24 protein-coding genes and 1 riboswitch are annotated in these 24,589 nt (G+C 48.3%); of the genes, 10 read left to right on the top strand and 14 right to left on the bottom strand.

Translation table 11 applies throughout. The features are described from left to right. Positions 1-347 precede the first annotated feature (347 nt). The 3 genes from MKY22_RS15085 (at position 348) to MKY22_RS15075 (ending at position 2,689) form a co-directional block, all read left to right on the top strand. A complete protein-coding gene (locus tag MKY22_RS15085) occupies positions 348-965 on the top strand; it encodes a YitT family protein (protein ID WP_214729026.1) in 618 nt (205 codons plus the stop codon). Between the two features lie 180 nt (positions 966-1,145). Next, a complete protein-coding gene (locus MKY22_RS15080; RefSeq protein WP_341088793.1) occupies positions 1,146-2,084 on the top strand; it encodes an IS30 family transposase in 939 nt (312 codons plus the stop codon). A 38-nt stretch (positions 2,085-2,122) separates the two neighbouring features. Continuing rightward, positions 2,123-2,689 carry a GNAT family N-acetyltransferase gene (locus tag MKY22_RS15075; protein WP_341089693.1) on the top strand — a complete coding sequence of 189 codons (567 nt, stop codon included), beginning with the start codon at positions 2,123-2,125 and terminating at the stop codon, positions 2,687-2,689. A gap of 72 nt (positions 2,690-2,761) precedes the next feature. Here MKY22_RS15075 and MKY22_RS15070 read toward each other — a convergent pair whose 3' ends face one another. From MKY22_RS15070 to MKY22_RS15030, 9 genes are all read right to left on the bottom strand, one after another. Beyond that, positions 2,762-4,225: a hypothetical protein gene (locus tag MKY22_RS15070; protein ID WP_341090156.1), complete on the bottom strand. Its 1,464-nt coding sequence runs from the start codon at positions 4,223-4,225 to the stop codon at positions 2,762-2,764. Continuing rightward, positions 4,138-5,055, bottom strand: coding sequence for an FTR1 family iron permease (locus MKY22_RS15065; RefSeq protein ID WP_214729915.1), 918 nt, complete (start codon positions 5,053-5,055; stop codon positions 4,138-4,140). The genes MKY22_RS15070 and MKY22_RS15065 overlap by 88 nt, the downstream gene beginning before the upstream one ends. 12 nt (positions 5,056-5,067) lie before the next feature. Next, positions 5,068-5,802 (bottom strand): hypothetical protein, encoded by a 735-nt coding sequence (locus tag MKY22_RS15060; protein ID WP_341089690.1) that lies wholly within the window; start codon positions 5,800-5,802, stop codon positions 5,068-5,070. Continuing rightward, on the bottom strand, positions 5,799-6,527 hold the full coding sequence (locus MKY22_RS15055; protein WP_214729914.1) for a glycosyltransferase family 2 protein: 729 nt from the start codon (positions 6,525-6,527) through the stop codon (positions 5,799-5,801). The genes MKY22_RS15060 and MKY22_RS15055 overlap by 4 nt, the downstream gene beginning before the upstream one ends. After that, entirely contained in the window at positions 6,524-7,960 is a 1,437-nt protein-coding gene (locus MKY22_RS15050; RefSeq protein WP_341089687.1) for an alkaline phosphatase family protein, read from the bottom strand. Before MKY22_RS15050 ends, MKY22_RS15055 begins: the two co-directional genes overlap by 4 nt. Next, complete coding sequence (locus tag MKY22_RS15045; RefSeq protein WP_341089685.1) at positions 7,957-8,811, bottom strand: lysylphosphatidylglycerol synthase transmembrane domain-containing protein; 855 nt, start codon at positions 8,809-8,811, stop codon at positions 7,957-7,959. Before MKY22_RS15045 ends, MKY22_RS15050 begins: the two co-directional genes overlap by 4 nt. Further along, on the bottom strand, positions 8,793-9,704 hold the full coding sequence (locus tag MKY22_RS15040) for an NAD-dependent epimerase/dehydratase family protein (RefSeq protein ID WP_341089683.1): 912 nt from the start codon (positions 9,702-9,704) through the stop codon (positions 8,793-8,795). Before MKY22_RS15040 ends, MKY22_RS15045 begins: the two co-directional genes overlap by 19 nt. Before the next feature lie 26 nt (positions 9,705-9,730). After that, positions 9,731-10,915: a hypothetical protein gene (locus tag MKY22_RS15035; protein ID WP_341089682.1), complete on the bottom strand. Its 1,185-nt coding sequence runs from the start codon at positions 10,913-10,915 to the stop codon at positions 9,731-9,733. A gap of 156 nt (positions 10,916-11,071) precedes the next feature. Beyond that, a complete protein-coding gene (locus MKY22_RS15030) occupies positions 11,072-11,599 on the bottom strand; it encodes a YbjN domain-containing protein (protein WP_023469644.1) in 528 nt (175 codons plus the stop codon). Between the two features lie 200 nt (positions 11,600-11,799). On the opposite strand from MKY22_RS15030, the gene MKY22_RS15025 reads away from it, so the two are divergent. The 3 genes from MKY22_RS15025 to MKY22_RS15015 all read left to right on the top strand — a co-directional run bounded on the left by MKY22_RS15025 (position 11,800) and on the right by MKY22_RS15015 (position 16,429). Then, the gene (locus tag MKY22_RS15025) at positions 11,800-14,253 is read left to right on the top strand and encodes a CoA-disulfide reductase (RefSeq protein ID WP_341089680.1); all 2,454 of its coding nucleotides are present in this window, start codon (positions 11,800-11,802) and stop codon (positions 14,251-14,253) included. Positions 14,254-14,435: 182 nt separating this feature from the next. Then, entirely contained in the window at positions 14,436-15,881 is a 1,446-nt protein-coding gene (locus MKY22_RS15020) for an alanine/glycine:cation symporter family protein (RefSeq protein WP_341089678.1), read from the top strand. Between the two features lie 86 nt (positions 15,882-15,967). Further along, positions 15,968-16,429 (top strand): hypothetical protein, encoded by a 462-nt coding sequence (locus tag MKY22_RS15015; protein WP_341089676.1) that lies wholly within the window; start codon positions 15,968-15,970, stop codon positions 16,427-16,429. 125 nt (positions 16,430-16,554) lie between these two features. On the opposite strand, the gene MKY22_RS15010 is transcribed toward MKY22_RS15015, so the two are convergent. Continuing rightward, a complete protein-coding gene (locus MKY22_RS15010) occupies positions 16,555-17,367 on the bottom strand; it encodes an aldo/keto reductase (RefSeq protein ID WP_290777148.1) in 813 nt (270 codons plus the stop codon). A 159-nt stretch (positions 17,368-17,526) separates the two neighbouring features. Here MKY22_RS15010 and MKY22_RS15005 point away from each other — a divergent pair, with 159 nt between their 5' ends. Continuing rightward, a complete protein-coding gene (locus MKY22_RS15005; RefSeq protein ID WP_290777146.1) occupies positions 17,527-17,730 on the top strand; it encodes a hypothetical protein in 204 nt (67 codons plus the stop codon). 39 nt (positions 17,731-17,769) lie between these two features. On the opposite strand, the gene MKY22_RS15000 is transcribed toward MKY22_RS15005, so the two are convergent. Next, on the bottom strand, positions 17,770-19,080 hold the full coding sequence (locus tag MKY22_RS15000) for a Na+/H+ antiporter NhaC family protein (RefSeq protein WP_290777144.1): 1,311 nt from the start codon (positions 19,078-19,080) through the stop codon (positions 17,770-17,772). An 80-nt stretch (positions 19,081-19,160) separates the two neighbouring features. Then, positions 19,161-19,265: riboswitch (SAM riboswitch) on the bottom strand. A 68-nt stretch (positions 19,266-19,333) separates the two neighbouring features. After that, positions 19,334-20,347, bottom strand: coding sequence for a metal ABC transporter solute-binding protein, Zn/Mn family (locus tag MKY22_RS14995; RefSeq protein ID WP_341089671.1), 1,014 nt, complete (start codon positions 20,345-20,347; stop codon positions 19,334-19,336). Between the two features lie 169 nt (positions 20,348-20,516). Here MKY22_RS14995 and MKY22_RS14990 point away from each other — a divergent pair, with 169 nt between their 5' ends. Next, positions 20,517-21,506, top strand: a complete 990-nt coding sequence (locus MKY22_RS14990; protein ID WP_341089670.1) for an alpha/beta hydrolase — start codon at positions 20,517-20,519, stop codon at positions 21,504-21,506. Positions 21,507-21,523: 17 nt separating this feature from the next. After that, the gene (locus MKY22_RS14985; protein WP_341089669.1) at positions 21,524-22,114 is read left to right on the top strand and encodes a histidine phosphatase family protein; all 591 of its coding nucleotides are present in this window, start codon (positions 21,524-21,526) and stop codon (positions 22,112-22,114) included. Here the strand turns inward: MKY22_RS14985 and MKY22_RS14980 are convergent. After that, positions 22,111-22,602 (bottom strand): YwpF family protein, encoded by a 492-nt coding sequence (locus MKY22_RS14980; RefSeq protein ID WP_035412187.1) that lies wholly within the window; start codon positions 22,600-22,602, stop codon positions 22,111-22,113. The two genes, MKY22_RS14985 and MKY22_RS14980, sit on opposite strands and share 4 nt — an antisense overlap. A 141-nt stretch (positions 22,603-22,743) precedes the next feature. Between MKY22_RS14980 and MKY22_RS14975 the strand changes: the two genes are divergently transcribed. Continuing rightward, positions 22,744-23,070: a hypothetical protein gene (locus MKY22_RS14975; RefSeq protein ID WP_029342848.1), complete on the top strand. Its 327-nt coding sequence runs from the start codon at positions 22,744-22,746 to the stop codon at positions 23,068-23,070. 51 nt (positions 23,071-23,121) lie between these two features. On the opposite strand, the gene MKY22_RS14970 is transcribed toward MKY22_RS14975, so the two are convergent. Then, positions 23,122-24,573 carry a nicotinate phosphoribosyltransferase gene (locus MKY22_RS14970; RefSeq protein ID WP_290771906.1) on the bottom strand — a complete coding sequence of 484 codons (1,452 nt, stop codon included), beginning with the start codon at positions 24,571-24,573 and terminating at the stop codon, positions 23,122-23,124. Between the last annotated feature and the right edge of the window lie 16 nt (positions 24,574-24,589).

Raw genomic sequence — 24,589 nt, 5'->3', positions numbered from 1 at the left:
AATCCTTCACAAGATCGTTTTCAAGTAGTTTGTTCAATGTTGAGCATAATCTTGTCTAAATTGTGAATGAGTGAGCAAAACTGTTTGGATTATGTGAAGAATGCGTAATACTGTTTTAGTTACTGAAATTCGGGTTATAATGAAAGTAGATTTTTAATGAAAGGGTGGAAACCGATGGATACCGAGAGGACCAATCATCTATTCAGCTTACCTGATTTTTAGCAGTACCGGTCATAACGAACAGACGGTAATGGCTTATAAAAATCAGGGAGAGCGAAAATAGATGAATACCCAAACGGGACGTATAAAACCTCTCCCACGATGTAAACGGGAGAGGACAATAAAACATGAAACGAATCGCAACCATCTTAACCGGAACGCTCATCATGGCGTTTGGTTACTACACATTGAATGAACAGTTCGGATTAGCAGAAGGCGGCTTCATCGGATTATCGTTGCTAGGTCGATACTTTTTTGATATCAATCCTTCAATTTCGATGATCGTGCTCGATATTCCATTTTTCATTGGTGCTTTGTATTTCAAAGGAAAACGCTTTGTCAGTGAAGCGTTACTTTCAGCAGGTGCGTTATCAGTCTTTTATGAAATGTGGCACCGACTTGATTTGTTCCACTTTCCAGAACAGGCTTGGCCAGCGACGCTCAGCGCAGCGATTGCTAGCGGAATCGTGACCGGATATGGTCTCGGACTTGTTTTGAAAAGTGGAGCGGCAACAGGTGGGGACGACCTGCTATCGATGGGACTCAGCAAACTGACAGGTCTATCGATCGGAACAATCTTGTTCGGACTCGACGCCATCGTGTTAGTCATCTCACTCGTCTATCTGCCGCTCAGCTTAACGTTATATACGTTACTAGCTGTAGCGATCGCTGGACGTGTCGTTGCTGTCATGACACGGGAGCCTGTCATCGTACCGGCACCAGTCGTACAAAAAGTCACGCAGTGAAACGAATGAATGTCTAAAAAAATCATGTATCGGATTCGACATCGTCGAGTCCGATTTTTCAGGTTTATTGATTAGACGAATTGTAATATTAAGTGCAACACCTAGCTGAAAACACAAAAAAACCCATAACGACCTCGTGTAGAATAGAGTTACCACACAAAATTCAACGGAGGATTCGTTATGAGCTATGTTCATCTTACCACATCAGAAAGAGTCAAAATAGAAACTTATCTAGAGCTTGGATTTTCAATGCGAAAGATCGCTCAGCATCTCGGACGACAGCCGTCTACGATTTCACGTGAGCTAAAACGGAATCCTTCCTACAATGCGATCAACGCTGGGCGGCGTTATGAGATGCAAAAAAAGAATTGTGGAGCACGCACGCTGTTCAGCGCTTCGCTTGGCTCACGTATCCTTTCGAAACTGCGAGAGACATGGTCTCCCGAACAGATCGCAAGACGGCTCTTTCACAAACAGGGACCATCGTACAGTACAATCTATCGATGGATATATAAAGGATTCATCAAGAGCGATTTAGGCGTTTTACGACAAAAAGGAAAGCGCCAAAAGCCACGTGAGACAAGAGGTCGCTTCAACATCGGGCTTCCGATCAGTAAACGTCCGTCGGACGTCCGGGGTCGAGAGACGTTCGGGCACTGGGAGTTGGATACTGTTGTATCAGGACGAGGACAGACAAAGGCATGTGTCGCGACATTCATCGAACGTAAAAGTCGGTTCTATATCGTACTACCGATGGTCGATCGTTCTTCTCACTCGATGGAACACGCCATCCGAACGCTTTATTCTTCTTTCCCATCGGGAACGTTTCAAACCATGACGACGGATCGCGGTAAGGAGTTCAGCTGTCACGAACGGATACAGGACTCTCTTGGTATCCCGATGTACTTCGCGGACCCCTATTCTTCATGGCAACGTGGCAGCAATGAGAATGCCAATGGTCTTCTCCGTGAGTTCTTCCCAAAGGGAACCAACTTCGGAATGATCAACAAGACAGAATTAGATCACGCACTTTCTAGAATCAACAATCGACCACGAAAGTGTTTGGATTGGAAAACTGCATACGAGGTCTTTTCCGAAGAAGTGTTGCGCTTAATTTGACAAACCGTCATTAAAAAAATTCAAAGGAGAACGACTAGATGATTCGAAAAGCATATGCTTCAGAAGCACAACAGATTGCCCCGTTGATTGAGCAAGCAATTCATGAGATTGCTGAGACATTGACGGGAACGACAAAGCGGGAGGACGTTTTAGAGCGACTCGCGTACTTTGTCGCTGAAACAGGAAACCGACTGAGCCATGAGAACATCCTCGTGAAAATCATCGAGGGTGAAGTAGCGGGAATCGTCATTGCATATGCCGGGACGGATGCGAAACGACTCGACGAACCGATTAAAGACCAACTGAAGCACTGGACGGGTCAAGATATCCAAATCGACGTCGAGACGGAAGGTCCGGTCTATTACCTGGATACTTTATCAGTTGACGCGCGTCATGGCGGAAAAGGAATTGGTACGGAACTGCTTCAGGCAGCGGCGGAAGAGGGCGAGAAACGAGGACTACAAGCGTTCACCTTAAACGCTGATCAAACGAATGCCGGGGCACAGCGACTGTATCGTCGTCTCGGCTTCGAACCGATTCGGACGATTGAAATTAGCGGCGGTACCTTTGATTATATGGAACGTCGTTACGATACGCAGCAATGAAAAAAACCATGTCGATCCCCACGGTGTCATTCGGGAATCGACATGGTTTTTCGTATGCATGCAGTCATGCCGTCAAGGCGCTGTTAGTTGATACAGAATCGCCTGCGCGTCTTCTGGTTCGTAGCGGGTATCACTCGTGAAGCGGACGACTTGTTTGACGTTTGGTCGCACGCCTTGAGCGTGAAGGCGCTCGAGCAATCGACCGGTCACGTAACTCTGATCGGATTTTGGTTCTGCGTTCCATTTACTGATTGATCCGATCGGAACGATCGCAGCATCCGGTCGTTCAGACTGGAATTGGCGAGCTTCCTCGTCGGTAAAGACTGTCGCGCCGATTGGAAGAGTCGCTACGTAACGAGCCAGTTCAATCGTCGCCGGCGGACGCGTGGCTTGTTCGTTCAACGCGAGGCTACCGATCGTCAACTGAACGACTAAAAATGGTAGATACATCTGTAACGGAAGCTGACGGATCAACCAGATGAGTAGCAATAGGACAAGCGGTAAGACATGACGGGGTTTATCGATGTTTTGTCCGAGCCAGACCCAGACGAAATAGAGTCCAGCCGTCGCTCCCCAAGAGACATCGACTGTCCAACGTTTCCGTAAGAATAGCAGCAGTCCAGACACTAGTCCAATCCACGTGCCATAACCGATCCCATGCCAGAAGAGTTGCTGAAGTGTTTGAACGAATCGTTGGAGGATGGATGCATCATCGGTCTGAGCAGAACCACCCCAATCGGAAAAATGACCGCTGACGAAACGGAGTGACAGTTGAAGAAACGAGTAGGGACCCCCGACGGAAAAGGCGACCGGGAGCAACCAAGCCAGTTGTGCCAGAACAAGAATAGCGCTCTCGGATAAGAGTTGCCAGTAATCCTTTCGTACTTGCCACAGCAAGACAAGCAACATGAAACCAAACGGCGCATAGGACAGTCGAGTCGCCATCAGTAAACCGAACAGAAGATACGGAAGCCAGCGACGAATCTGATGTCGGGCGCGTTCGATGCTCCAGCCGTACCAAACGAGTAGTCCGAGGGCGAGTCCATCTGACATCCCGGTTGCAGCGAACGTCACGAGTGAGGCAGTGGAGAGAACGGTAAAGGCAGCGATCAGCCGCGTCGTATCATAAGCATGACGGCGAAAGAACCAGTAGAGTGGCAAGAGGGCGCTTGCCAGTCCGAGTGTGGAGACGAGACCGAGCGCTTTGACAGGTATCAGCAGTGGCAGAAACAGATTGGCAAATAAGATGAAAAAGGGATAGCCCGGAAAATGCGGACGTAAATCTGCCAAATCATAATCGGTCACGGCGAGCGTGAAGTTCGCGATATCATAGCTTGCGATGAAAGGACTGACGTAGGCAATCCGTAAACCAATCCAGCCACCGATGAATAGCAACGTGATCAAAAAAAGCGATCGTCCACGCGGACGTGAACGATCGCTTCGGACGGTCAAGAAACCTCCTGTAAGGACTTCGATGACTTCGATGGTTTGTTTTGACGGAGCAACATCCAACCAGCAAAGGCGAAATAACCCCACCAAGCGATGACTTGTTCGAGCGATGGGTTATGACTGTATCCGAACATTGCACCCATGAACGTTCCGATCTGTCCACTGATCAATGTTGAGTTTCCTGTATCACGCAAGTATTGTACCTGATCGATGTAGTGCTCCGGCATGAAGCCGACGATGTTATACACAGCAGCTGGTGTGCCGTCAGCATTCATCAGGAGACTACCGAGCAAACCAAGATCTTGGAAGCGTCCAATCGTTTGGACGAGCATGCCGGCTGCAATGAAGAGAATTAATACGCCCGTTACTTGGAAGAAGCGTTTGACGGGAATTTTCATTGAGCCGGAAACGAATAAGTATCCGAAGATCAAGGCGAGTAACAGACCAGAAACCGCACCGTAACTCGTCAGGACTTTTTCGATTTCCCCACCTGAGATGGCAGCGAAGAAGAAGACTGTCTCAATTCCTTCTCGAACGATGACGAGGAAGGAGTGGATGATCATCGTGATCGCACTACCCGTCGAGACGGCAGCGGCGACCTTAGCTTGGGAGGCTTTTTGATTCTCTTTCGCTTCCTTCCCCATCCAGAGGACCATGTGTGTCAAGAGCAGGACGGAGACCATCATGATGCCGAGACGGAGATACGTATCGCTTCCGAAGCTCGCAAAACTCGTAAAGACGACTTGGAACAGGAACGCGACACCAAGGCTAGCGAGAAGTGCCAACCCGACACCTGCGTAGACCCACTTTTTATATTGTGGAGCGTTCAATCGATCGAGATAACCTAAGATCAACCCAACGATGAGAACAGCCTCGAGACACTCCCGAAGCGTAATCAAAAACGCTTGAAAATCCATCTGTCTTCCTCCTTATGAGCGACGTTTCTTCTTCCATTGACCAATGATGACGATGACGATGAGTACAACGACGAGTCCGAGTGCGATTAATTTCCAGATCGCGTCCGTTCCGAACGTTTGACCGAGGAAGGAGTCTTCTTCCGTGAAGACTCCTGTTTTTTCTTCACCCGGCAGGACGAAAAGAGGCGTCAACGTATCTTCGATCATCGTAATGTTTTTCTTGAAGGATTCTTCATCACTCGCTTTTTTCCCGACCCCAAACAGACCAGGGTTTCCGAGTGCCTTTAATGATTCATCAAATGCAGTATACACGTCATCGGATGTTTGTGCATCCTTGCTTTCCTTGACATAAGGCGCGAGCACATCATATGTCCCGTGGGCTTTCGCGAGTAAGAGTTTCGCTTGACCGAAGTCCTCGAACTGCTCTTCAGCAAAGTGCAGGCGACGTTCGATATTTTGACGGAGAGCGACGCGATACGCTTGTTTGGCAGCCTCGGCATCTTCTTGTTCAAGCGCCGTGTCGATCTTCGTTTTCGCTTCAGGGAAATACAGTTTGAATTCTTTATCATAGGCGGCAAGCGTCTCTTTCGCAAGCGCATAATCCTTGGCATCGAGTTGTTCTTCAAATTGTTTATACGCTTCCGCAAAAGCTTCCTTTCCTGGGTCTCCGTAACTATAAGCAGAAACCGTGGAAGTGCTCACGAACAGTGAGAGTAGGAGGAGCGGTAGCAAGAGAAGGCGTTTCATCCGAGGTGCTCCTTTCGTTCCATGCGTTCTTCAACGCTAAGCTGTGTGATCGGTCGTCGCCACTCCCGGTAAATCGCTGGGAGGACACGTTGGACATAATTCAGACGGATAAAGGACTTTCCTGCTTCCCGGACCCGATAACGGATCGGGACTTCGTGAAGGCGGAAGCCTTTTCGGACGAGATTGAGAGTTAAGACTTGCGCATAGTTATAATCGTGAATGATCTCAGCATGGTGACACGCTGCGCGTGAAAAAGCACGCATTCCACTTTGACCATCATGGATTTTACGTTTCAATAAAAGGCATTGCAACCACGTGAAGACATGATTACCGATATAGCGATAGAGCCGCATCCCGTCGACGGTACCGAGGAAGCGGGAACCGAATACGTAGTCGGCCTGATCGTGTAAGATCGGTCGGACGATATCCGGAATTTGATCGGCAGGATATTCGTTATCGGCATCAATCATGACAGCAACATCAGCGCCGAGTTCGTAGGACTGGCGGAGTCCTTCCCGGACTGCAGCGCCGAGTCCTTGATTCTGCTCGAACCGATAGACATGTGCGCCGTGTTGACGCGCGATCGAACTCGTCGCATCCACTGAGCCATCGTCGATGACGAGGGTCTCGACCGGAATGCCGTCAATCATATCCGGGATTCGTTTTAAGACGAGCGGAAGTGACACTTCTTCATTGTGTGCTGGTAAAAAGACGATGATCTTCATTTAGACTTCGCCTCCTTGAACGCTTCTGTCAGCAGCACACCACGGCTATCGTGCGGGATGTCTGCCCCTAGGACTTTGGTGATCGTTGGTCCGAGTGACAAGATATGGCGGTGCGTATCCACTTTCAGACCGGCATGAACGTTCTTGCCATACATCCAGAACGGAACGAACCGTTCGCCTTCATCCAAGTGACCGTGTCCACCGATTCCGTCCGCTTGACCGTGATCCGCCATGACGATGAGTGTCGCATCCTCGAGTTTACCAAGACGATCGAGCTCCTCACAAAACTCAGCGAGTAGCGCATCCGCTTCCTCGATTTTTTCGACATACTCGGAATAAAGGGTGCCTCGACTGTGTCCCGTTTGATCCGTTCCGATCAGCTGGATTGCGAGTAGATCCGGATCCTCTTCATGGACGATTTGTTTGGCGCGCTCTACGATATTTCGATCCGCGACATCGTTATGCATGACCGCCGTGACGGTCTGTACGTCAGTTGAACCGAACGCATCGACAAGGTGTGCGATGCCAAGGATTTTTCCTGATTTATCGACGGCACGGAGACGGTCGAAGACGGTATCCGTTTTAACGCCGGTCGTGTTCCAGACCATGTTCGAATGAATGCCGTGATCTTCCGGGCGAGCACCGGTGAACATCGAACTGAAGCAGACGACGGTCCGGGCGGGGTAGACAGTCTCCATATTCGTATATTCCGTTCCTTCCTGACGCAATCGTTCGAGGAACGGTGTGTTTGCTGCCATGTAGCGATCTTTACGCATCCCATCGACAATCAGAACGTACACTTTTTCTGAAGTCGGAAGTGTCGCATCCGTCGTTAATGCTTCTGGCAACTTCGGTTTCCAGTCGAACAGGTAGTGATGCAGAATCCATGCAAAGACGAATAGACCAATTGGGAACCAGACGAATGTCATGTCGAGTGTCGACGCGTCATTTGCCGTCCACCAGTACATGAGCAACAGAGCAACCTTAGGCAGTTGCTCCTGCGCGTTACCACTTGTCGAATCACTATTCTTCAGAACGAGTTTCCAAAAGCGCGTAAAGTTCGTCCAGCGCGTTCCAATCCGGAGATGATAATAGATCGTCCCCCAGAAAAAAATCGTAAAGAAGAAATAGAGACCTGCGCCATAGGCGAACAAAGGTAAATAATCTGCATTCGTACCCCGAAGGAACAGCCAAACGATGACCGGAATCCAAAGGTAATTTCGTAAAAATAACGGAAAATCATAACGCCACAGCAAGATGAATAAAGGAAGCGTCACGATGAAACCAAGACCAGCTTCTGTGAGTGGCATCTGCGTCCATAAGGCGTACGTCAAGAAGACGCCGATCGTAAAAATGGGTGTGAAGGGTTTTCCTTCATTGAGTAAGTTCCAGGCGCGTGCTGCGACTTTTTCAAAGCGAGAAGCACTTTTCATCGTCTTCCTCCTTTCCAATCAGTGTATTTGAGCTGACGAACCAACAACCGAAACGTAGCCGGATGCCGAATGAGAACGTACAGCGGGATAAGAAAAGCAAAGGCATATTTAAAGAAGTGCGTCATCAAGGCAACGTCGTACGCATGAGCAACACCGGCTTGCCGTAACACCGTACCCATCGCGAGTTCGTACGTACCGAGTCCACCCGGCGTGAACTGAATCACACCAGACAGGACACCGGCACTCATCGCGATCAATGTCGTCGGGAAGGACACATCGACACCAGCTCCGTGCAAGAGGAGGAAGACGGCGAGTGCCTCAACGGCCCAAGCGAGCGTTCCGAACAGAACGAGCGATGGGAGATGCGGGACATGTCGGCGTAACACGAGCAATAACGCGGTCGCAAGGAGCGCGACGAGCAAGACGATCGGATGAAACAACCAACCGATCAAAATGAAGGTACACAGAACGATCAAGTCAATACTTCGTTGTAAGACGAAGATCGCGCTCGTCTGCTTCCATGGACTTCCGACGGCTCTCGCCGTCACGAGTCGGATCATCTCTCCCAGTTTGACTGGTGAGAGGTGATTGATCGTCAGTCCGAGATACAGGCTCGACAGGTATACAGCGGTCGGTGCACGTTTTGCATCGGCGCGGCGCCAGGCGACCGCCCGTAAATAAAAGGCGGTCGCATACGTCAAGGTCGCAAGGATCGTCCAGGGACTCTTAAATAAAGCTTCAATGTACCGATACGAGACCGGTAACTCCAAGAAAAAACGGAGCAGTAAAAAGATGACAAGCCCGGTAAGCGTCAGATACAGAAACGTTCGAATCAGCGGTTTTGATGCCACGCGATCACCTGCTCCAGTCCAACATCAATTTCGATTGACGGTTGGTAACCGAAGGCTTTCTGTGCTGCCGTCGTATCACTCCATGTCATCGTCACGTCTCCGCGTCGTGCAGTTTGAGTCTTCACAGGCACATCAAACCGTTGACCGATCCGTTCAGCTAGCGTACGGACGGAGACCGGCTGATTCGCGCCGAGGTTATACGTCCCGACTGCACGAGCCAGCAACGCCTGTTCCATTCCGCGGGTGATATCATCGATATATGTGAAGTCACGGATTGGATCACCGAAGACGGTGAGTGTCTCTCCGCGTAATGCCTGTTCAATGAAGCGAAACAGCGCCATATCGGGACGACCCGATGGACCATAGACCGTAAAGAAGCGAAACAGCGTCACGTTTACATCATATAAATGAGCATAAGCATGGCAAAAGCTTTCGGCACTATACTTCGCTGCTGCATAAGGACTGGCGACATGTCCCGTTGCCTGTTCCTCTTTCAGTGGACCTGTCTGCTCCCCATAAACGGAAGAAGAAGACGCGAAAAAGACATGTGGCATGCCATGTCTTTTTGCGGCTTCTAACAAGGTCACCGTCATATCGATGTCCTCACGAATATAGTGATGCGGTTCTTCGAGCGAGCGCGGAACACCAGGAAGTGCTGCGAGATGAAAGACAGCGTCGAACGACGTCTCCATCCAGGCGTCGAGATCGTGATGAACGTCACCCGTCGTAACGGTAACACCGGCACGTCTTAGTTCATCTGCTCGTTCTTCTTTTAACTGGACATCATAGTAGTCCGTGAAAGCATCAAGGACATGGACGGTATGGTGCTGCTGGAGCCGGAGGGCGAGGGCGGCGCCAATGAAGCCGGCACCTCCTGTGATTCCGATATTCATCTTATCCCTCCGTTTCCATTTCCTTCTTAGTTAAGTGATTCGAGTGCGTCTGTGATCCGTTCACCTGTCGTTTCAGCCTTGATGTCACCTTTTTCGACGAGTGCGAACCATTCGTTTGCGTCTTTTGCGACTTGTGCTGCTTTGTCCTTGCCGAGACGATTCTCAAGCGTCGGTTTCATCGCAACGACGAACATGTTCGCTTCCATTGCTTCGGCACGTGCTGTATCGACGTCTTTCTTCTCAATCGCTTCTTGTGCCTCTTCATGATACCCGTCGACTTTTTCCGTCAACGCTTTTGCGAACAACCCTTCGATTTCTTTGTAAGAGACATCAGCTGGTTTTGTTTTCGAGAAATCATAACGCTCTTTCAGCGTTTTGACAGCTTCTTCGTCTCCGCCTGCTAATGATTCTTCAATCGCAAGGAGGAAACCATATCCTTCCGCTTGCTCCATTTGTAATTCTTTTTCGTCCGTACCGGCTTTTGCGCCATCCTCGATTTTTTGTGCGTAGCCGAGGGCAGCTAAATAGAAGGAACGATAAATCGATTTATCCGTTACTTGTTTTGCAACATTGAAGTCACCGATTTCTTTCGCGTCGATGGCTTCTTGCTGAGCTGTAAGACCTGATGTGATCGCTTGAGCGATGGCGTCTTCGTTTTTAAAGCCGTAGCTCGCGTCACGTTTTTCAGCTGTCGGAATGAAGACGGTCTTCGCCATCGCTTCCACGTCCTTGAGTGCTTCCGTTGCAGCTTCCGGTTTACCAGCTACGAGTGCTTCTTCAGCTTTTGCTTGTGTTGCTTTTTGTAATTTATAGAAATACGATTGTAGACCTTTATCCACGAGTTGACGCGCGATGTTCTCATCGAGGTCCTTCGCTTCCACACCTGCTAAAGCAGACTGGATGACTTGTTCGATTTCTGGTGCTGTCGTCTCGACACCACCTTTGAGTTTCGATTCATAACTTGTCGTGACCATCTTCCAATCGATCGCTTGTCCTTCTTTTGCTTTGTCGAGTTCTGTTTTGATTGAGCTGAAGATCGTCAATTCATCTGTCAGTGTCGTTGCAGCAATCCCCGCATCTGCTGATTTTGTTTCGGTCGACTGTTCCGTTTTCTCTTTTTTCGGTGCAGTCGTATCCGTTTCATTCGAACCGCAGGCAGCCAAGATACCGGCTACCATGAAGATCGAAGCTACTTTTAAACGTTTTTTCATAATCGTGATTCCCCCAGAAGAATTAATAAGACGTTTTCCGTCATGTAGTCGTTTTCACAAATCTAACTATAGCGAGAATAATTCTCATTGTCAATTGAACTTTAAAGAAAAAAACGGCTTTGGAGCAGGGCTCCAAAGCCGTTTTAAAATGAGAAATTAGAACTGTTCGTACAGTTTTGTCAAATACGTGTAGACTTCGTCTGATGCTTGGAACATCATGACAGAATGTCCGAAGATGGCAGCTGGATTGAAGCCGTGATCAAGATCGATCGTTGATGCGATCGTGACATCACGGTCGCTGTCGAGAACGACGCGGAAGTATTTGAATTCTTGGTTGAAGTCGTTGATGGCGTTCAGAATCGGGAGATCCTCGACACCATCTGGTACGTGTGTCACCGTACGAGCGAACAATTCGACATCTGTCGTCGTCTTACTGAAGACGATCATCATCATCGGTTCTGCTCCAGCAGGTGTTTTTTCTTGTGTCATGAAGAAGACGTGTGTCTCATTCTCACGTGCTTCCATTGGAATGCCTTTTTCAACGAGGAAAGCTTGGAATGCTTCCAAGTGTTGTTGCTGTTGTGGCGCGATTCCTTGTTCGTTTGTTTCGGGTTGACGATCTTGGTGAATCGGTGTCACTTTATTGTTCTCGTTTGATTCGTTCGAGTTACGTTCCTGGTCCATTGCAAAATCCCCCTTTATATACTATAAATTCAGTTTCAAGCATTTCAGAAGGAATTGCAACTAATGTCCGTTAAGATAGGAAGAAAATACAAAAGAGTAGAGATATGTCATGTTTGTGAATCTGCGAGCAACTGACTTGAAAATACATACCTAACAGGGTATATTAAGTGGCAGATAGAAAATCGAGGAGGAATCATCAGATGAAAACGATCATCGTAGGCGGCGTCGCTGGTGGCGCTACGGCAGCAGCACGACTGCGTCGGATTGACGAAACGGCAGAAATCATTTTGCTTGAACGGGGAAAAGAGATTTCGTTCGCGAACTGTGGACTGCCTTACTATATCGGAGATGTCATCAAAGATCGCAATAAATTACTCGTCCAGACGCCAGAAGGCATGCATGCACGGTTTAATTTAGATGTCCGCAATTTGTCGGAAGCGATTCGGATTAACCGTGAAGCGAAGACGGTCACGATCCGCAATGTTGAAACGGGTGAAGAATACGATGAATCGTACGATCATCTGATTCTTTCTCCAGGTGCAAAACCGATTCGTCCAAACATTCCAGGACTCGATGACGCAACAAACGTCTTTACGTTACGGAACATCCCGGATACGGACCGGATGCGGGAATACGTCGATACGACGCGTCCAGAGCAAGCAGTTGTCATCGGTGGAGGATTCATCGGTCTCGAAATGGCAGAAAACCTCGTCGAACGTGGGGCGCACGTCACCCTCGTCGAGATGGCGGATCAAGTCATGGCTCCGGTCGACCCGGAAATGGCAGCAATCGTTCATGAACATCTGCGTGCGAAAGGCGTCGAGTTGATTCTAGAAGATGGCGTCGCTCGTTTTGAAGAGGCAGGTCGCCGCGTCGTCCTGACAAGCGGACGCGTGATCGAAACCGAGATGAACATCCTATCAATCGGTGTCGCACCGGAGAGTACGCTCGCAGCAGATGCTGGTTTAACACTTGGCATCAAACAGACGATTCAAGTCGACGATCAACTGCGGACATCCGATCCGTCGATCTTTGCGATCGGTGATGCGATCGAAGTTAAGGATTTTATCACGAAGGAAGCGACACATGTGCCGCTCGCATGGCCTGCGAACCGTCAAGGGCGTCTCGTTGCCGACATCATTGCCGGACGCGATGTCCGGTACAGTGGAACGCTCGGTACAGCAGTAGCGAAAGTCTTCGATTTGACAGTCGCTTCTACCGGTAACAACGAAAAACGATTGCGTCAGCTCGGTATGCGTTATGAAGCGATTCACCTCCATCCGGGATCCCATGCGGGTTACTATCCAGGGGCGAGTCCGATTTCGATGAAGCTGTTATTTGATCCGATCGAAGGAACGATCTACGGAGCGCAGGCAATCGGCATGACAGGTGTCGAGAAACGAATCGATGTCCTCGCGACAGCGATTAAAGGTGGATTGACAGTGCTTGATCTACCAGATCTTGAACTATCATATGCACCGCCGTATAGTTCAGCAAAAGATCCGGTCAATATGGCAGGATATATTGCGTCGAACATCGTGCTTGGTGACAGTGCGAACGTTCATTGGCACGAAATCGATAAAATCGTCGCAAACGGAGGTTTGTTACTCGATGTCCGTGAACCATCGGAAAACGAGTTAGGCGCGATTCCGGGATCGGTCAATATCTCGTTACCGACATTACGTGAGAAGTTGACTGATCTGCCGAAGGATCAAACGATCTATGTGACATGCCAAGTCGGATTACGTGGATATGTTGCGAGTCAACTGTTGCAACAACACGGTTATGATGTGAAAAACTTAAGCGGCGGATACAAAACATGGTCGGTCGTGCGTCGTGATCAAGAAGCACGAAGCCAAGCGAAGGAGGAGATTGCTGTGACGGTAACGAAACGTGAGCCAACAACGAAGACTGCACCAGAACAAGTGACGCTGCTCGATACGTGCGGCTTACAGTGCCCAGGTCCAATCTTAGAGCTGAAAACAAAAATTGATCAGATGACGGACGGCGAGCAAATTTTCGTCAAGGCGTCAGACCCAGGATTCTTGCCAGACGTTCAAGCATGGGCGAAAAAACTAGGTCACACAGTTCATTCAGCGGAGATGAATCAAGGTGTCGTCGAGGTCATGCTTGAAAAAGGGCAAGGAGAGACACCTGCTGCAGCGCCGGTTCAAGTCAATCCAGCAGATGATGCGACGATGGTCGTTTTCAGTGGTGATCTTGATAAAGCACTTGCCTCTTTCGTCATCGCACAAGGTGCACAAGCGATGGGGAAACAAGTGACGATGTTCTTTACGTTCTGGGGCTTGAACATCATTCGAAAACCAGACGCACCGGCAGTCGAAAAAGCCGGTATTGAACGGATGATGGGCATGATGATGCCGAAGCATGCCGGGGAGCTACCGCTCTCGAACATGAACATGGCAGGCGCCGGTCAAAAAATGATGAAAAAAGTCATGAAGGACAAACAAGTCGATGCGCTTGAAACGATGATGGCAAAAGCACAAGCTGCTGGTGTCCGGATGATCGCCTGCACGATGTCGATGGATATCATGGGCATCAAGAAAGAGGAATTACTGGATGGTATCGATTATGGTGGCGTCGCCAGTTACCTTGGTGCAACGGATGGTGCCAATCTGAATCTGTTCATCTAATCTAAAAACCTTTTTAAATGAACGTGTCAAACCTAACATCTGATGTGAGGTTTGACACGTTTTTTGTGGTATGAGGTATAGATGAGTTTGATTTTTCAAAAAAAATTGCGTATGATAATTCACATGTGAAAAAAGTTTACATCTAAAAAGAGAAACTATGTGGTGGAAGTGGAGGGAATCGGATGGAGAAGCAGGTAATGGATGTAGTCAGTAGAATTAGTGACATGTTATGGACAAACGTACTGATCATCTTACTCGTCGGATTAGGCATTTATTTTACATTCCGGATGCGGTTCGTTCAATTCCGGATGATACCGGAGATGTTACGTTTACTGTTCCAAGGAACGGATAAAGGCAAAGACGGTGTATCACCGTTCCAAGCATTCGCAATCAGTACGGCAGCTCGCGTCGGTACCGGTAACATCGCGGGTGTTGCGGCTGCAATCGCGCTCGGCGGTCCGGGAGCAGTCTTCTGGATGTGGTTAATTGCCTTGATTGGATCGGCGTCAGCATTCGTCGAGAGTACACTCGCGCAGATCTACAAGGTGCGGGACGATAAGGCATGGCGTGGGGGTCCTGCCTATTATATGGAAAAAGCACTCGGTCAACGTTGGTTAGGAATCTTATTTAGTATCTTGATTACGATCTCATTCGGATTTGTCTTCAATTCCGTTCAATCGAATACGATTTCGCTTTCTCTTCAAAATCAATATGGCTTTGATAAAACATGGATTACGGTCGGACTAGTCGTGCTGACGGCACTTGTCATCTTTGGTGGCGTCCGTAGTATCGCAACCGTCGCGTCGTTCCTCGTACCGATCATGGCCGGTGGTTATATTCTGATCGCACTCTACATCATGGCTACGAATCTTGAAGTACTGCCAAGTATTTTTAAATTGATCTTCCAAGAAGGTCTATTCGAATTCAAGACACTCGCAGGTGGTGCAGTAGGTGCAGCACTTTTGAACGGGATTCGTCGTGGTTTGTTCTCGAACGAAGCCGGTATGGGTTCAGCGCCGAACGCGGCGGCAACAGCGGAAGTCTCTCACCCGGTCAAACAAGGGTTGATTCAATCGTTTGCGGTCTTCGTTGATACGTTGATGGTCTGTTCGGCGACAGCGATGATCGTTCTCGTCAGTGGAGTGGCAACAAAGGATGCTAGTGGTCAACCGGTAGCTGGGATCGACTTAGCGCAAGGTGCGCTCGCATCACAAGTGGGATCACTCGCTACAGGATTCATGGTCGTCGCGATTTTCCTCTTTGCTTTTAGTTCTGTCGTCGGAAACTACTACTACGGTGAATCGAATATCAACTTCATCCGTGAAAATAAACAAGTCTTGATGGCGTATCGTGTACTCGTTCTCGTCATGATCGTCTTCGGTTCACTCGTTGAATCGGCGAACCTCGTGTGGGCGTTGGCAGATATCTTCATGGGACTGATGGCGATCGTTAACTTGTATGCGATCTTCCGTCTCTCGAAAATCGCGAAACTAGCGCTCGAAGATTATGTCGGGCAACGAAAAGCTGGAAAAGAGCCACGATTCTATACGGACTCGATTCCGAACTTGCCAGGGAAAGATACGCTTGAAGCATGGCAAGAATCAGAAAAAGACGAAAAAGCAATCTAAGGAAAAGGGAGTCAGAGAAATCTGGCTCTTTTTTTGTATAGAACGAATTTAAAAAGGGAATACAGAGTACAGAAGGGAGGGGGAGAATGGAAAACGTACATTTCGTCCGCGTCACAGATGCGGTCTGGGAGTCGTTCGGAAACGATCCCCACATCATCATGGATTGGATTTTATTCATTCATGAGACACAACCTGATCATGAACAATTGTTCGCCCTCGAACAGACGAACGCCATCTATCATTTGATGAATCAAATCGATATCTATATTGATCAAGACACACATTACAACCTGGGACGAGCGATCGTTGGCGAAGAGTTGATCGTCAATGAGGAGAAAGCGGCGATTGTCGGTATTCTGCCCTTGACACTCCTCATCATCTCGGCTGAGGTGATGCGGAATTTTGATCAACGGGCACTCGCTTCGATTCATGATGAAGCCGGAACACCGGGCGAATTCGAGGATATCTGGGAACAGTTTGCCGATTTACGTGCCTATTTTCAAAAGGCAGAAGAAGCGGAAGATACGATTTTGATTTATTATGTCTGATCAGCTTAAATCATAAAAAAAAGAGACCCGCTTCCAAGTCGTAGACTGGAAACGGGTCTCTCGTCGTTCAGATGAAGCAAGACGTCTTCACATGGAAGCCGTTCTTTTTTACGATAACCTTTAGATTAAAAATCGATTTCGTCTGGATCCGGTCCGAGGCGGACATCCGTTGCCAGACGATCAATTCTCTCAAGATCATCGGCATCGAGTTGGAAATCAAAGACGTCGAAGTTTTCTGCAATGCGTTCTGGTGTGACGGATTTTGGAAGAGCAACGATACCGTTGTCGAGGTGCCAGCGCAAGACGACTTGTGAAGGTGTCTTACCATGCTTCTCTGCGATTTCCTTGAAATCGTTGATTTCGAGGAATTTCCCTTGCATGAGTGGACTCCATGCTTCGACTTGGATGTTGTGATCTTGCAAGTATTCGTGCAGTTCGTGTTGCGGCAATTGTGGATGCAATTCGACTTGGTTGATCATTGGTGCCATCAAGCCCTCTTCTGCCAATGTATCGAGGTGATGTTCTTTGAAGTTCGAGACACCGATCGCTTTGATCTTGCCTGCTTCATACAGTTCAACCATTGCTTTCCACGCTTCGATATAGCCTTCGACCGGCCAGTGGATGAGATAAAGGTCAAGATAATCTGTTTCGAGACGTTCGAGCGATTCTGCGAATGCTTCCTTCGTCCGACCGGCACGAATATCATCGTTCCAGACTTTTGACGTTAAGAAGAGATCCTCACGTTTCACGCCGCTTTCCTTGATTCCTTTTGCGACACCGCGCTCGTTTTTGTAGACAGCAGCCGTATCGATATGACGATAACCGACACGTAATGCTTCAGCGACAGCAGCAGGTGCTTCTGTCTCTTCGTCTACTTGCCAGACACCGAATCCAATTTGGGGAATCGTAATACCGTTTGAAAGTTTTGCGTATTGCATGTGTTACTCCTCCTCATAAAACGTAGTTTAGATTTGCTCGTTTAGTTTAGCACGAACGAACGAAACCGTCCGTTTCCATGCTCATGGAGGAATAGAATGGGTTAAAATAAAAGAGAATTCATCACATCTGACCGTATGTCAGAAAGAGGGGGAGAAAGGATGGCTCAAAAGAATAAAAAGCTATCAAAGGGAGCTTGGCTTAGTATTAGTGCCTTGTTGGTCACGCAAGCAGTTAGCCTATTTTTCAGTGTACGAAAATCAGGACGTAACCCGTGGGTATGGGGAGGCGCGGGACTCGTTCAGTTTCCACTTCCAGCAATCGCGTATTTGATTTTAGAACGACAAGCGAAGCAGAAAAAATAACGAAACAGGTCCGATCATAGCGATCGGACCTGTCGTTTGTTAAGAAGAGATTTTTTCTTGTTGAGCAACTGATTTCTTTGGACGTGGGAAACCGAAGATGATGGCAATCGATCCACAGACGAAGAGCAGGAACGGATAGAACAGATACGGAATCAGTTCCGGTGAAGCCGTTTTCGTCAATTCTGCTGCAATCAAGAGTTGCGCCCCATACGGAATGATACCTTGAATCCCACAAGAGAAGATATCGAGAATACTCGCTGATTTCTTGCGATCGACTTCATACGTATCAGCGATTTCAGCTGCCAGTGGTCCAGCGACGAGAATCGAGATCGTATTGTTCGCCGTTGCGAGATTCGTCGCACTGACGAGTGCTGCCATACTGAATTCGGCACCGCGACGCTGAGAAATCTTGCGCGTCAACGTCTCTTTCAAGTAGACGATTCCACCGTTGAACGTGATCAAGCTGACGAGACCACCCATGAGGAGCGTCAAAATGGAGATTTCCGCCATGCCCATCATTCCTTTTGACATCGAGAGGACGAAGCCACTCAAGCCGAAACTACCATCAATCATACCGATGATGCCGGTGAGTAACGTACCACCAATTAAGACAAGAATGACATTGACGCCAAATAGTGCAAGGACGATGACAGCAAGATATGGAATCAACTTGTAGAATTCAAATGCTTTTGCTTCGACGACGTCACCAGAACCAGAAACGAATGCGAGTAGGATGACCGTCAAAATAGCAGCCGGTAGGACGATCATGAAGTTCGTCCGGAACTTATCGCGCATGTTCGTTTTTTGGGTACGGACGGCAGCAATCGTCGTATCCGAGATGAACGACAAGTTATCGCCGAACATCGATCCACCAACGACTGACGCTGCTGCGATCGCAACGTTGATGCCTGTCGCTTCATGAATACCGAAGGCGATCGGCGCGAGTGCAGCAATCGTTCCAGTCGATGTTCCCATTGCCATCGAGATGAAGGCAGCGATGATGAACAGACCACTCATCAGTAATGACGGAGGTAGGAACGTCAAAGCAGCATTGACGGTTGCATCGATGGCACCGATTGCTTCTGCCGTTCCAGAAAACGTACCGGCTAATAAGAAGATGAAGACCATGATCATGATATCAGGATTTCCGGCACCCGTTGCGATTCGTTCGACCGTTTGATTGATGGATCCTTTCGTCGTGATTGCAGCAAAGATCAAAGCGATCAATGCGGCGATAAGGATCGGAAATTTGTAAAAGTCGTCATAGAAGATCCCGGCTCCGATGAAGAGGACCAGGAATACGACGAGGGGAAGCAGTGCCCATTTGTTAGGCATGATCGTTTCATTCATTGTTGACACCTCGTTTCTCAAAGATACAAAAAAGACCCCTTCGCAAGAAAGAAGGAGGTCTTTATGAAATAAAGACGCTCTTCTTATCTCTCAAGCTTTCGCTTGCTGGATTTGGCACAGTACGAATCAAATCGTCCGCTGCCGAAACATCATTGGGCCAGTCCCTCCGTTTCTCGCGATAAAAAGAAGTCATTCAATTGTTTAAAACACGTTTCTTACCGTACCGCATTGAGTAACGCGTGTCAACTGTACTTTACTGAAGTGCTTGTTTTAACGTCTGGACGTTTTCTTCCATCAATTTAAAATAAGAGCTGTTTTGCTGTGCTTTCGTGACGGACTCTAGATTATGAATCGTCACGGATTCAGCTCCGATTTCTTTTTGAATGACACGTGCGACCTTAGGTGAGACCGTTTCTTCGAACGCGACGTATTTCAAATCATGCATCCGTGCTTCTTTCACTAAAGCAGCCAGTTGCTTTTGTGACGGTTCATCGGAAGGAGAAATTCCCGCGATCGGCAGTTGCGTGAAACCATATCGTTCTGCGAGGTAACCGTAAGCGGCATGCGTAACGAGAAGTTCTTTTTTCGATCCATCAGCGACGGCTTGTTTAAATTGTTCGTCCAATTCATCAGCTTGCTGATCGAACGTTTTTAAGTTTTTTTCGAACGTTGCTTTGTCTTTTGGTACTTCTTTTGATAGAGCGACTGTGATGGAACGTGCCATTGTTTTTGCGTTGGTAGGATCGAGCCAGACGTGTGGATCGTATTTTCCGTGGTCATGGCCTTCTTCTTCATGTGCAGGTTCATCCGTTGCGTGATCATCGTGCCCTTCTTCTTCGTGGGCATGTTCGTCTTCACTATGCCCCTCTTCTTCATGTGCATGGAGTGTAGCATCCGATTCTAGTAAGTTGACGTCCTTACTCGTCTCGACGAAGCGGACATCCGTGCCTTTTAGACTCTCCTGGATTTTTTTCGAATACGGCTCGAGCGTCGTACCGGTTAAGAGGAACAAGTCGCCCTTAGCAATCTCGGTGAGTTGTTTTGACGTCGGCTCGTAAGAGTGGGGGTCTGCTCCAGGTGGGACGATCATCTTGACGTTGACTTGATCCCCTCCGATTTCGCGGGCAATAGCAGCCGTCGCGAACGTTGATGCATAGACTTCTGTCTGGGTTTTATCTGAAGTCGATGAATCGGTATTCGAACCGCAAGCAGCGAGAACACTTGCACTTGCGAAAGCGACTGTTAAAGCGGGAATGATTTTTTTCATTATATGATACCTCCATTATTAAAACGTAACTATTCCGATTTGGACTTTCTCACTATAGCGGAACGCTGGTGAAGCGTCAAGTACGAATACCGAGACGTTCGACTTCTTTTAAAACGGGGTAGAAGGATAATAAAGTGAAGAAACTAGCACGTCTTTTGGAGGTGATCAAGTGAAACGTGAAACTGCATGGCTAATGGGGGGAGCTGCGTTATTGACGACGGCAGCAGCGGGAGCGAGTATCTGGAACAATTATGGTGCATTGCTTCGATGGACCGAACCCGCCTTGCCACTCACAGAAAAACAACTTGCACCGCGGACGCTCACCTACAAACAGGTGGGAAACCGCATCTTACAGCTCGATCTCTATTATCCACCGGGAGAAGGACCGTTTCCAGTTGCCATCTATGCACACGGTGGTGCATTCGTTCGTGGAGAGCGCGATGACATGTTCTGCTTTAGTCCAATCGTCGACCGTCTGCTTGAACTCGGAGTTGCCGTCTGTAGTATTGAGTATCGTTTGTTCGAAGAGGGCAGTTATTTTCCGGATAACCTCGAAGATGTACGGGATGCGTTATGTTTTTTGAATAAGGAAGCAGAGGGTCTTCGCATTCTAAGAGGACGGATGATGGTATGGGGAGACTCAGCCGGAGCCGCACTCATGCTGACGACGGCACTTGCCCCATCTGCTTTCGTTGGTGAGCGTGATGAGCGCCACATGCCATTGATCAGTGGTGTGATCGCTTTATATCCACCGACGAACTTTTTGTTGTTTAATTTCATTCAGACTTGGATTGCCCACATTAAGTTCTACAAGGGGGGACGAGAAGAATGGCGCAAGCTGATGACGCACGTCTCACCCGTCACGCACCTAACATCGGATGCCCCGCCCATCATGCTCTTGCACGGTAAAAAAGATCCAATCGTCCCATTTTCTCAAGCCTTGCATTTCGTTGAGAAGGGAGCAGATGTCGGAGCAGATGTTCGTTTGTTTTCCTTTCCGAATGGCACCCACTCACTTGCCAGTTTCGCTCAGACGGAAAATCCGTTAAAGATCGAGCGATTGCTTGAACGAATTGAACGTTTCACCTGTCAGGTACTACTGTTGCCACCACGACAACTTCCGAAAGGAAAACATGATACAATCAGTCATATTTCTTAAATGAGGGAGACAGAGACATGACTGAAATTTGTTTAGTGCGGCATGGTCAGACGGATTGGAACTTAAACGAACGGATTCAGGGAAGAGAAGATATCCCGTTGAATGCAACAGGAAGAAGACAAGCGGAACTCAGTGCCGCTTATCTATCGAATGAAAAGTGGGATGTCTTATTAGCAAGTCCCTTGTCGCGTGCCGTTGAGACAGCAGAAATCATCGGTCGTGCTGTTGGTTTAACGATTACAGCGACAGACGAGCGACTTGTCGAACGCGAATTCGGAGCTGCTTCCGGTGAACCGGTTGCGTCGATTTATGAAGCTGTTCAAGCGAACGATACGAAACGTGTTCCGGGTCTTGAAACGGAACAAGCGATTCAGGATCGCGTATTCGAAGCATTACAGGAAGTGACACGAACGTATGAGGGGAAACGAATCTTAATCGTCTGTCACTCGCATACGATCAAAGCAGCCTTATCGTCGATTGATGAGACATTCAGTTACCGGACACCTTTGAAAAATGCATGTGCGAATTATATCCAATATACGGACCACTATACGATTGATCGAATCAATGTAGCGGATCACATCACGGACGAAGTCGAAAAACCTTAAGAAATCGGTGTTTCTGGATGTTCTGCTAGATACTGTTTAAATGTTTCTTTAGCGATACTCGTGATATGTGCACCGCGTTTTGAACGACGATCCTTGTATTCTTGGACGAGTTCCTCACCAGCGAATCCATCTTCGACGACTTCACGTAAGATCGATTCGGATAAATCATTCTTCATCATGACCATCTTACCAGTGAAGACATAGGAGACGTGTTCGCTTAAGGCAGTCCGTTCAAGAGGCGTGACGATCATCGCGGCAGGGTCATTATCGGGTCGTGAGATCGTGATTTCAATCAAAGCACGTAAATGTTTTGTGAACAATTCATCGACGATCGGCTGATCGCTCGAAGGAACGACGATTTCTGCGACCCATTGTGCCGTTTGTTCGGTACTGACCGTTAGTCCGTCTTGAATGGCGACGGGAATCGTCGTATCACGTCCTGACTCGTCCATTAAAATGCGCAATGTGCATAATTTAAAGGTTTTCATGAAAAAATGCCCTCCCTTGATCGCTTACGATTTTTCTACAGTATACCGTGAGGAATGTGGGACGGGAAACTTTTCCTGACGAAATTCGTATGAACTATGTTTAAATAAGACTAGATATTACTAACAGGAGGATCGTTCATTATGCCGCAAGTACTCATTGGAATATTAGGAATCCTGGGTATTGTCTTACTTGCCCACCATATCATCATGTATTGGCATGCTGAACCGACAGACCGCCCGACGCTTGCATATCGCATTGCGCTCCTGATTGCCTGTTTGCTACTCATTAGTGGAAGTGATCATTTAATCAGTATTTTTTACGCGGATTCCTTAGCAGAATTCGGTCAACGCATAACGTATATCGTCTTCATCGGAGGTGCGCTTGGTTTCGCGTGGTACTTTCGTAAGAAGATGGAACAAGCGCCAACAGAAATGACACCTGTCGGAAACGAAGCAGGATTAACATGAGAAAAGCGCCGTTCATCCTGAGGGAGGAAGAACGGCGCTTGTTTGTGCGTCTTATTTTAAACCACTCGTGAGTCGTGTTTCCCGAATCATGTCGAGTTTGAGTTTCCAGAGACGGTCACTGAATGTGACGGCATAAATCTCTGGCAAACGGAGACGTTTGTACTCCTCCCAAAGACGACCAATCTGCGTTTCATGGAAGTGACGGATCTCTTCAATCGTTGGAACTGTATAAATTAGCTCTCCATCTTTGAAGATCGGTTCAAGCAAGCGTTCGACCTTGAACTGCTCCACACGGTTACGGAACGATGGGTCCCGGACGTCGATGAGATCGACGGCTTCAAGTGTCGATGGATCCTCATCCATCAACGTCACGTAATCCCCTTTAAACTTATCCGTCACCGGATCGATGATGCGATAGACTTCCTTGATGTGTGGTGTCGTCGTCTTGGCTTTTGACGAGGACACTTTGATGACAGGCGTGAGTTCGCCGTCTACTTCACGCGCGACCAGTTTATAGACCATTCCGAGAGCGGGTTGCTCGTAAGCTGTAATACCACGTGTTCCGACGAGGAACGTATTCGCTTGGGCGCCTTGGATGCGCAAATCTTGGATGACGTACTCATCGAGATCCCCTGACAAGACGATGTCGACTTCCGGGAAGCCGGCTTCGTCAAGCATGTTACGAGCACGTTTTGACAAATAAGATAAGTCACCAGAATCGATCCGGATTCCGCGCAGTTTATGTCCTTTGGCTTGGAGTTCCTTTGCGACCGTGATGGCATTCGGCAGACCACTCTTGAGTGTGTCATACGTATCGACGAGTAACGTCGATTGATCCGGATAGTGAGAAGCAAATGTCCGGAATGCTGTTAGTTCATCATCATGGAATTGAATGTCGGCATGTTCCATCGTTCCGCCACATGGGATTCCGAAATCGCGTCCTGCTGAAGCAAGACTTGTGACGTCAAAACCAGCGAGGTACGAAGCACGCGTTCCGAAGTAAGCAGCATCGATGCCTTGCGCACGTCGGGCGCCGGCTTCAAGAAACTTCGCACGGGGTGCCGATTGACGAATGCGTGCGTATTTCGTCGCGATGAGTGATTCATGGTTCGCGATGTTCAAAATCGCGGTCTGTAAGAGTTTCGCTTCAAAAATTCGTGCCTCGATCCGAATCAATGGTTCGTTCGGGAAGACGATTTCGCCTTCTTTGACACTGGAAATCGAACCGTTGAACTTGAATTGACGCAGTTCATCCTTGAATTCATCTGGGAAGCCGATCATCTCTTGCAAGTACGTGATGTCTTCTTCCGTGAAACGGAGTGTTTGAATGTACTCGATGATGTTCTCAAGACCCGCAAAGACGACATACCCTCCTGCAAACGGATTCGAACGGTAGTAGACATCGAAGACGGCACGTTCATTGTGACGTCCTTCTTTCCAGTAGATATACATCCACCGTGGTAAGTATAGATCGGTATGGAGTGCAAGATTACGTTGTAACATAACGGACAAATCCCTT

The sequence above is a fragment of the Exiguobacterium sp. FSL W8-0210 genome (genome assembly GCF_038006045.1).
Taxonomy (GTDB): domain Bacteria; phylum Bacillota; class Bacilli; order Exiguobacteriales; family Exiguobacteriaceae; genus Exiguobacterium_A.
Note: the sequence above shows the minus strand (reverse complement) of the source record. Positions and strands in the feature narration are given on the sequence as shown.

Excerpts from the sequence above, each read along its gene's own strand:
- MKY22_RS15085 (WP_214729026.1), top strand. The coding sequence starts at position 348 with ATGAAACGAATCGCAACCATCTTAACCGGAACGCTCATCATGGCGTTT.
- MKY22_RS15080 (WP_341088793.1), top strand. The coding sequence starts at position 1,146 with ATGAGCTATGTTCATCTTACCACATCAGAAAGAGTCAAAATAGAAACT.
- MKY22_RS15075 (WP_341089693.1), top strand. The coding sequence starts at position 2,123 with ATGATTCGAAAAGCATATGCTTCAGAAGCACAACAGATTGCCCCGTTG.
- MKY22_RS15065 (WP_214729915.1), bottom strand. The coding sequence starts at position 5,055 with ATGGATTTTCAAGCGTTTTTGATTACGCTTCGGGAGTGTCTCGAGGCT.
- MKY22_RS15060 (WP_341089690.1), bottom strand. The coding sequence starts at position 5,802 with ATGAAACGCCTTCTCTTGCTACCGCTCCTCCTACTCTCACTGTTCGTG.
- MKY22_RS15055 (WP_214729914.1), bottom strand. The coding sequence starts at position 6,527 with ATGAAGATCATCGTCTTTTTACCAGCACACAATGAAGAAGTGTCACTT.
- MKY22_RS15050 (WP_341089687.1), bottom strand. The coding sequence starts at position 7,960 with ATGAAAAGTGCTTCTCGCTTTGAAAAAGTCGCAGCACGCGCCTGGAAC.
- MKY22_RS15040 (WP_341089683.1), bottom strand. The coding sequence starts at position 9,704 with ATGAATATCGGAATCACAGGAGGTGCCGGCTTCATTGGCGCCGCCCTC.
- MKY22_RS15035 (WP_341089682.1), bottom strand. The coding sequence starts at position 10,915 with ATGAAAAAACGTTTAAAAGTAGCTTCGATCTTCATGGTAGCCGGTATC.
- MKY22_RS15030 (WP_023469644.1), bottom strand. The coding sequence starts at position 11,599 with ATGGACCAGGAACGTAACTCGAACGAATCAAACGAGAACAATAAAGTG.
- MKY22_RS15025 (WP_341089680.1), top strand. The coding sequence starts at position 11,800 with ATGAAAACGATCATCGTAGGCGGCGTCGCTGGTGGCGCTACGGCAGCA.
- MKY22_RS15020 (WP_341089678.1), top strand. The coding sequence starts at position 14,436 with ATGGAGAAGCAGGTAATGGATGTAGTCAGTAGAATTAGTGACATGTTA.
- MKY22_RS15015 (WP_341089676.1), top strand. The coding sequence starts at position 15,968 with ATGGAAAACGTACATTTCGTCCGCGTCACAGATGCGGTCTGGGAGTCG.
- MKY22_RS15010 (WP_290777148.1), bottom strand. The coding sequence starts at position 17,367 with ATGCAATACGCAAAACTTTCAAACGGTATTACGATTCCCCAAATTGGA.
- MKY22_RS15005 (WP_290777146.1), top strand. The coding sequence starts at position 17,527 with ATGGCTCAAAAGAATAAAAAGCTATCAAAGGGAGCTTGGCTTAGTATT.
- MKY22_RS15000 (WP_290777144.1), bottom strand. The coding sequence starts at position 19,080 with ATGAATGAAACGATCATGCCTAACAAATGGGCACTGCTTCCCCTCGTC.
- MKY22_RS14995 (WP_341089671.1), bottom strand. The coding sequence starts at position 20,347 with ATGAAAAAAATCATTCCCGCTTTAACAGTCGCTTTCGCAAGTGCAAGT.
- MKY22_RS14985 (WP_341089669.1), top strand. The coding sequence starts at position 21,524 with ATGACTGAAATTTGTTTAGTGCGGCATGGTCAGACGGATTGGAACTTA.
- MKY22_RS14980 (WP_035412187.1), bottom strand. The coding sequence starts at position 22,602 with ATGAAAACCTTTAAATTATGCACATTGCGCATTTTAATGGACGAGTCA.
- MKY22_RS14975 (WP_029342848.1), top strand. The coding sequence starts at position 22,744 with ATGCCGCAAGTACTCATTGGAATATTAGGAATCCTGGGTATTGTCTTA.
- MKY22_RS14970 (WP_290771906.1), bottom strand. The coding sequence starts at position 24,573 with ATGTTACAACGTAATCTTGCACTCCATACCGATCTATACTTACCACGG.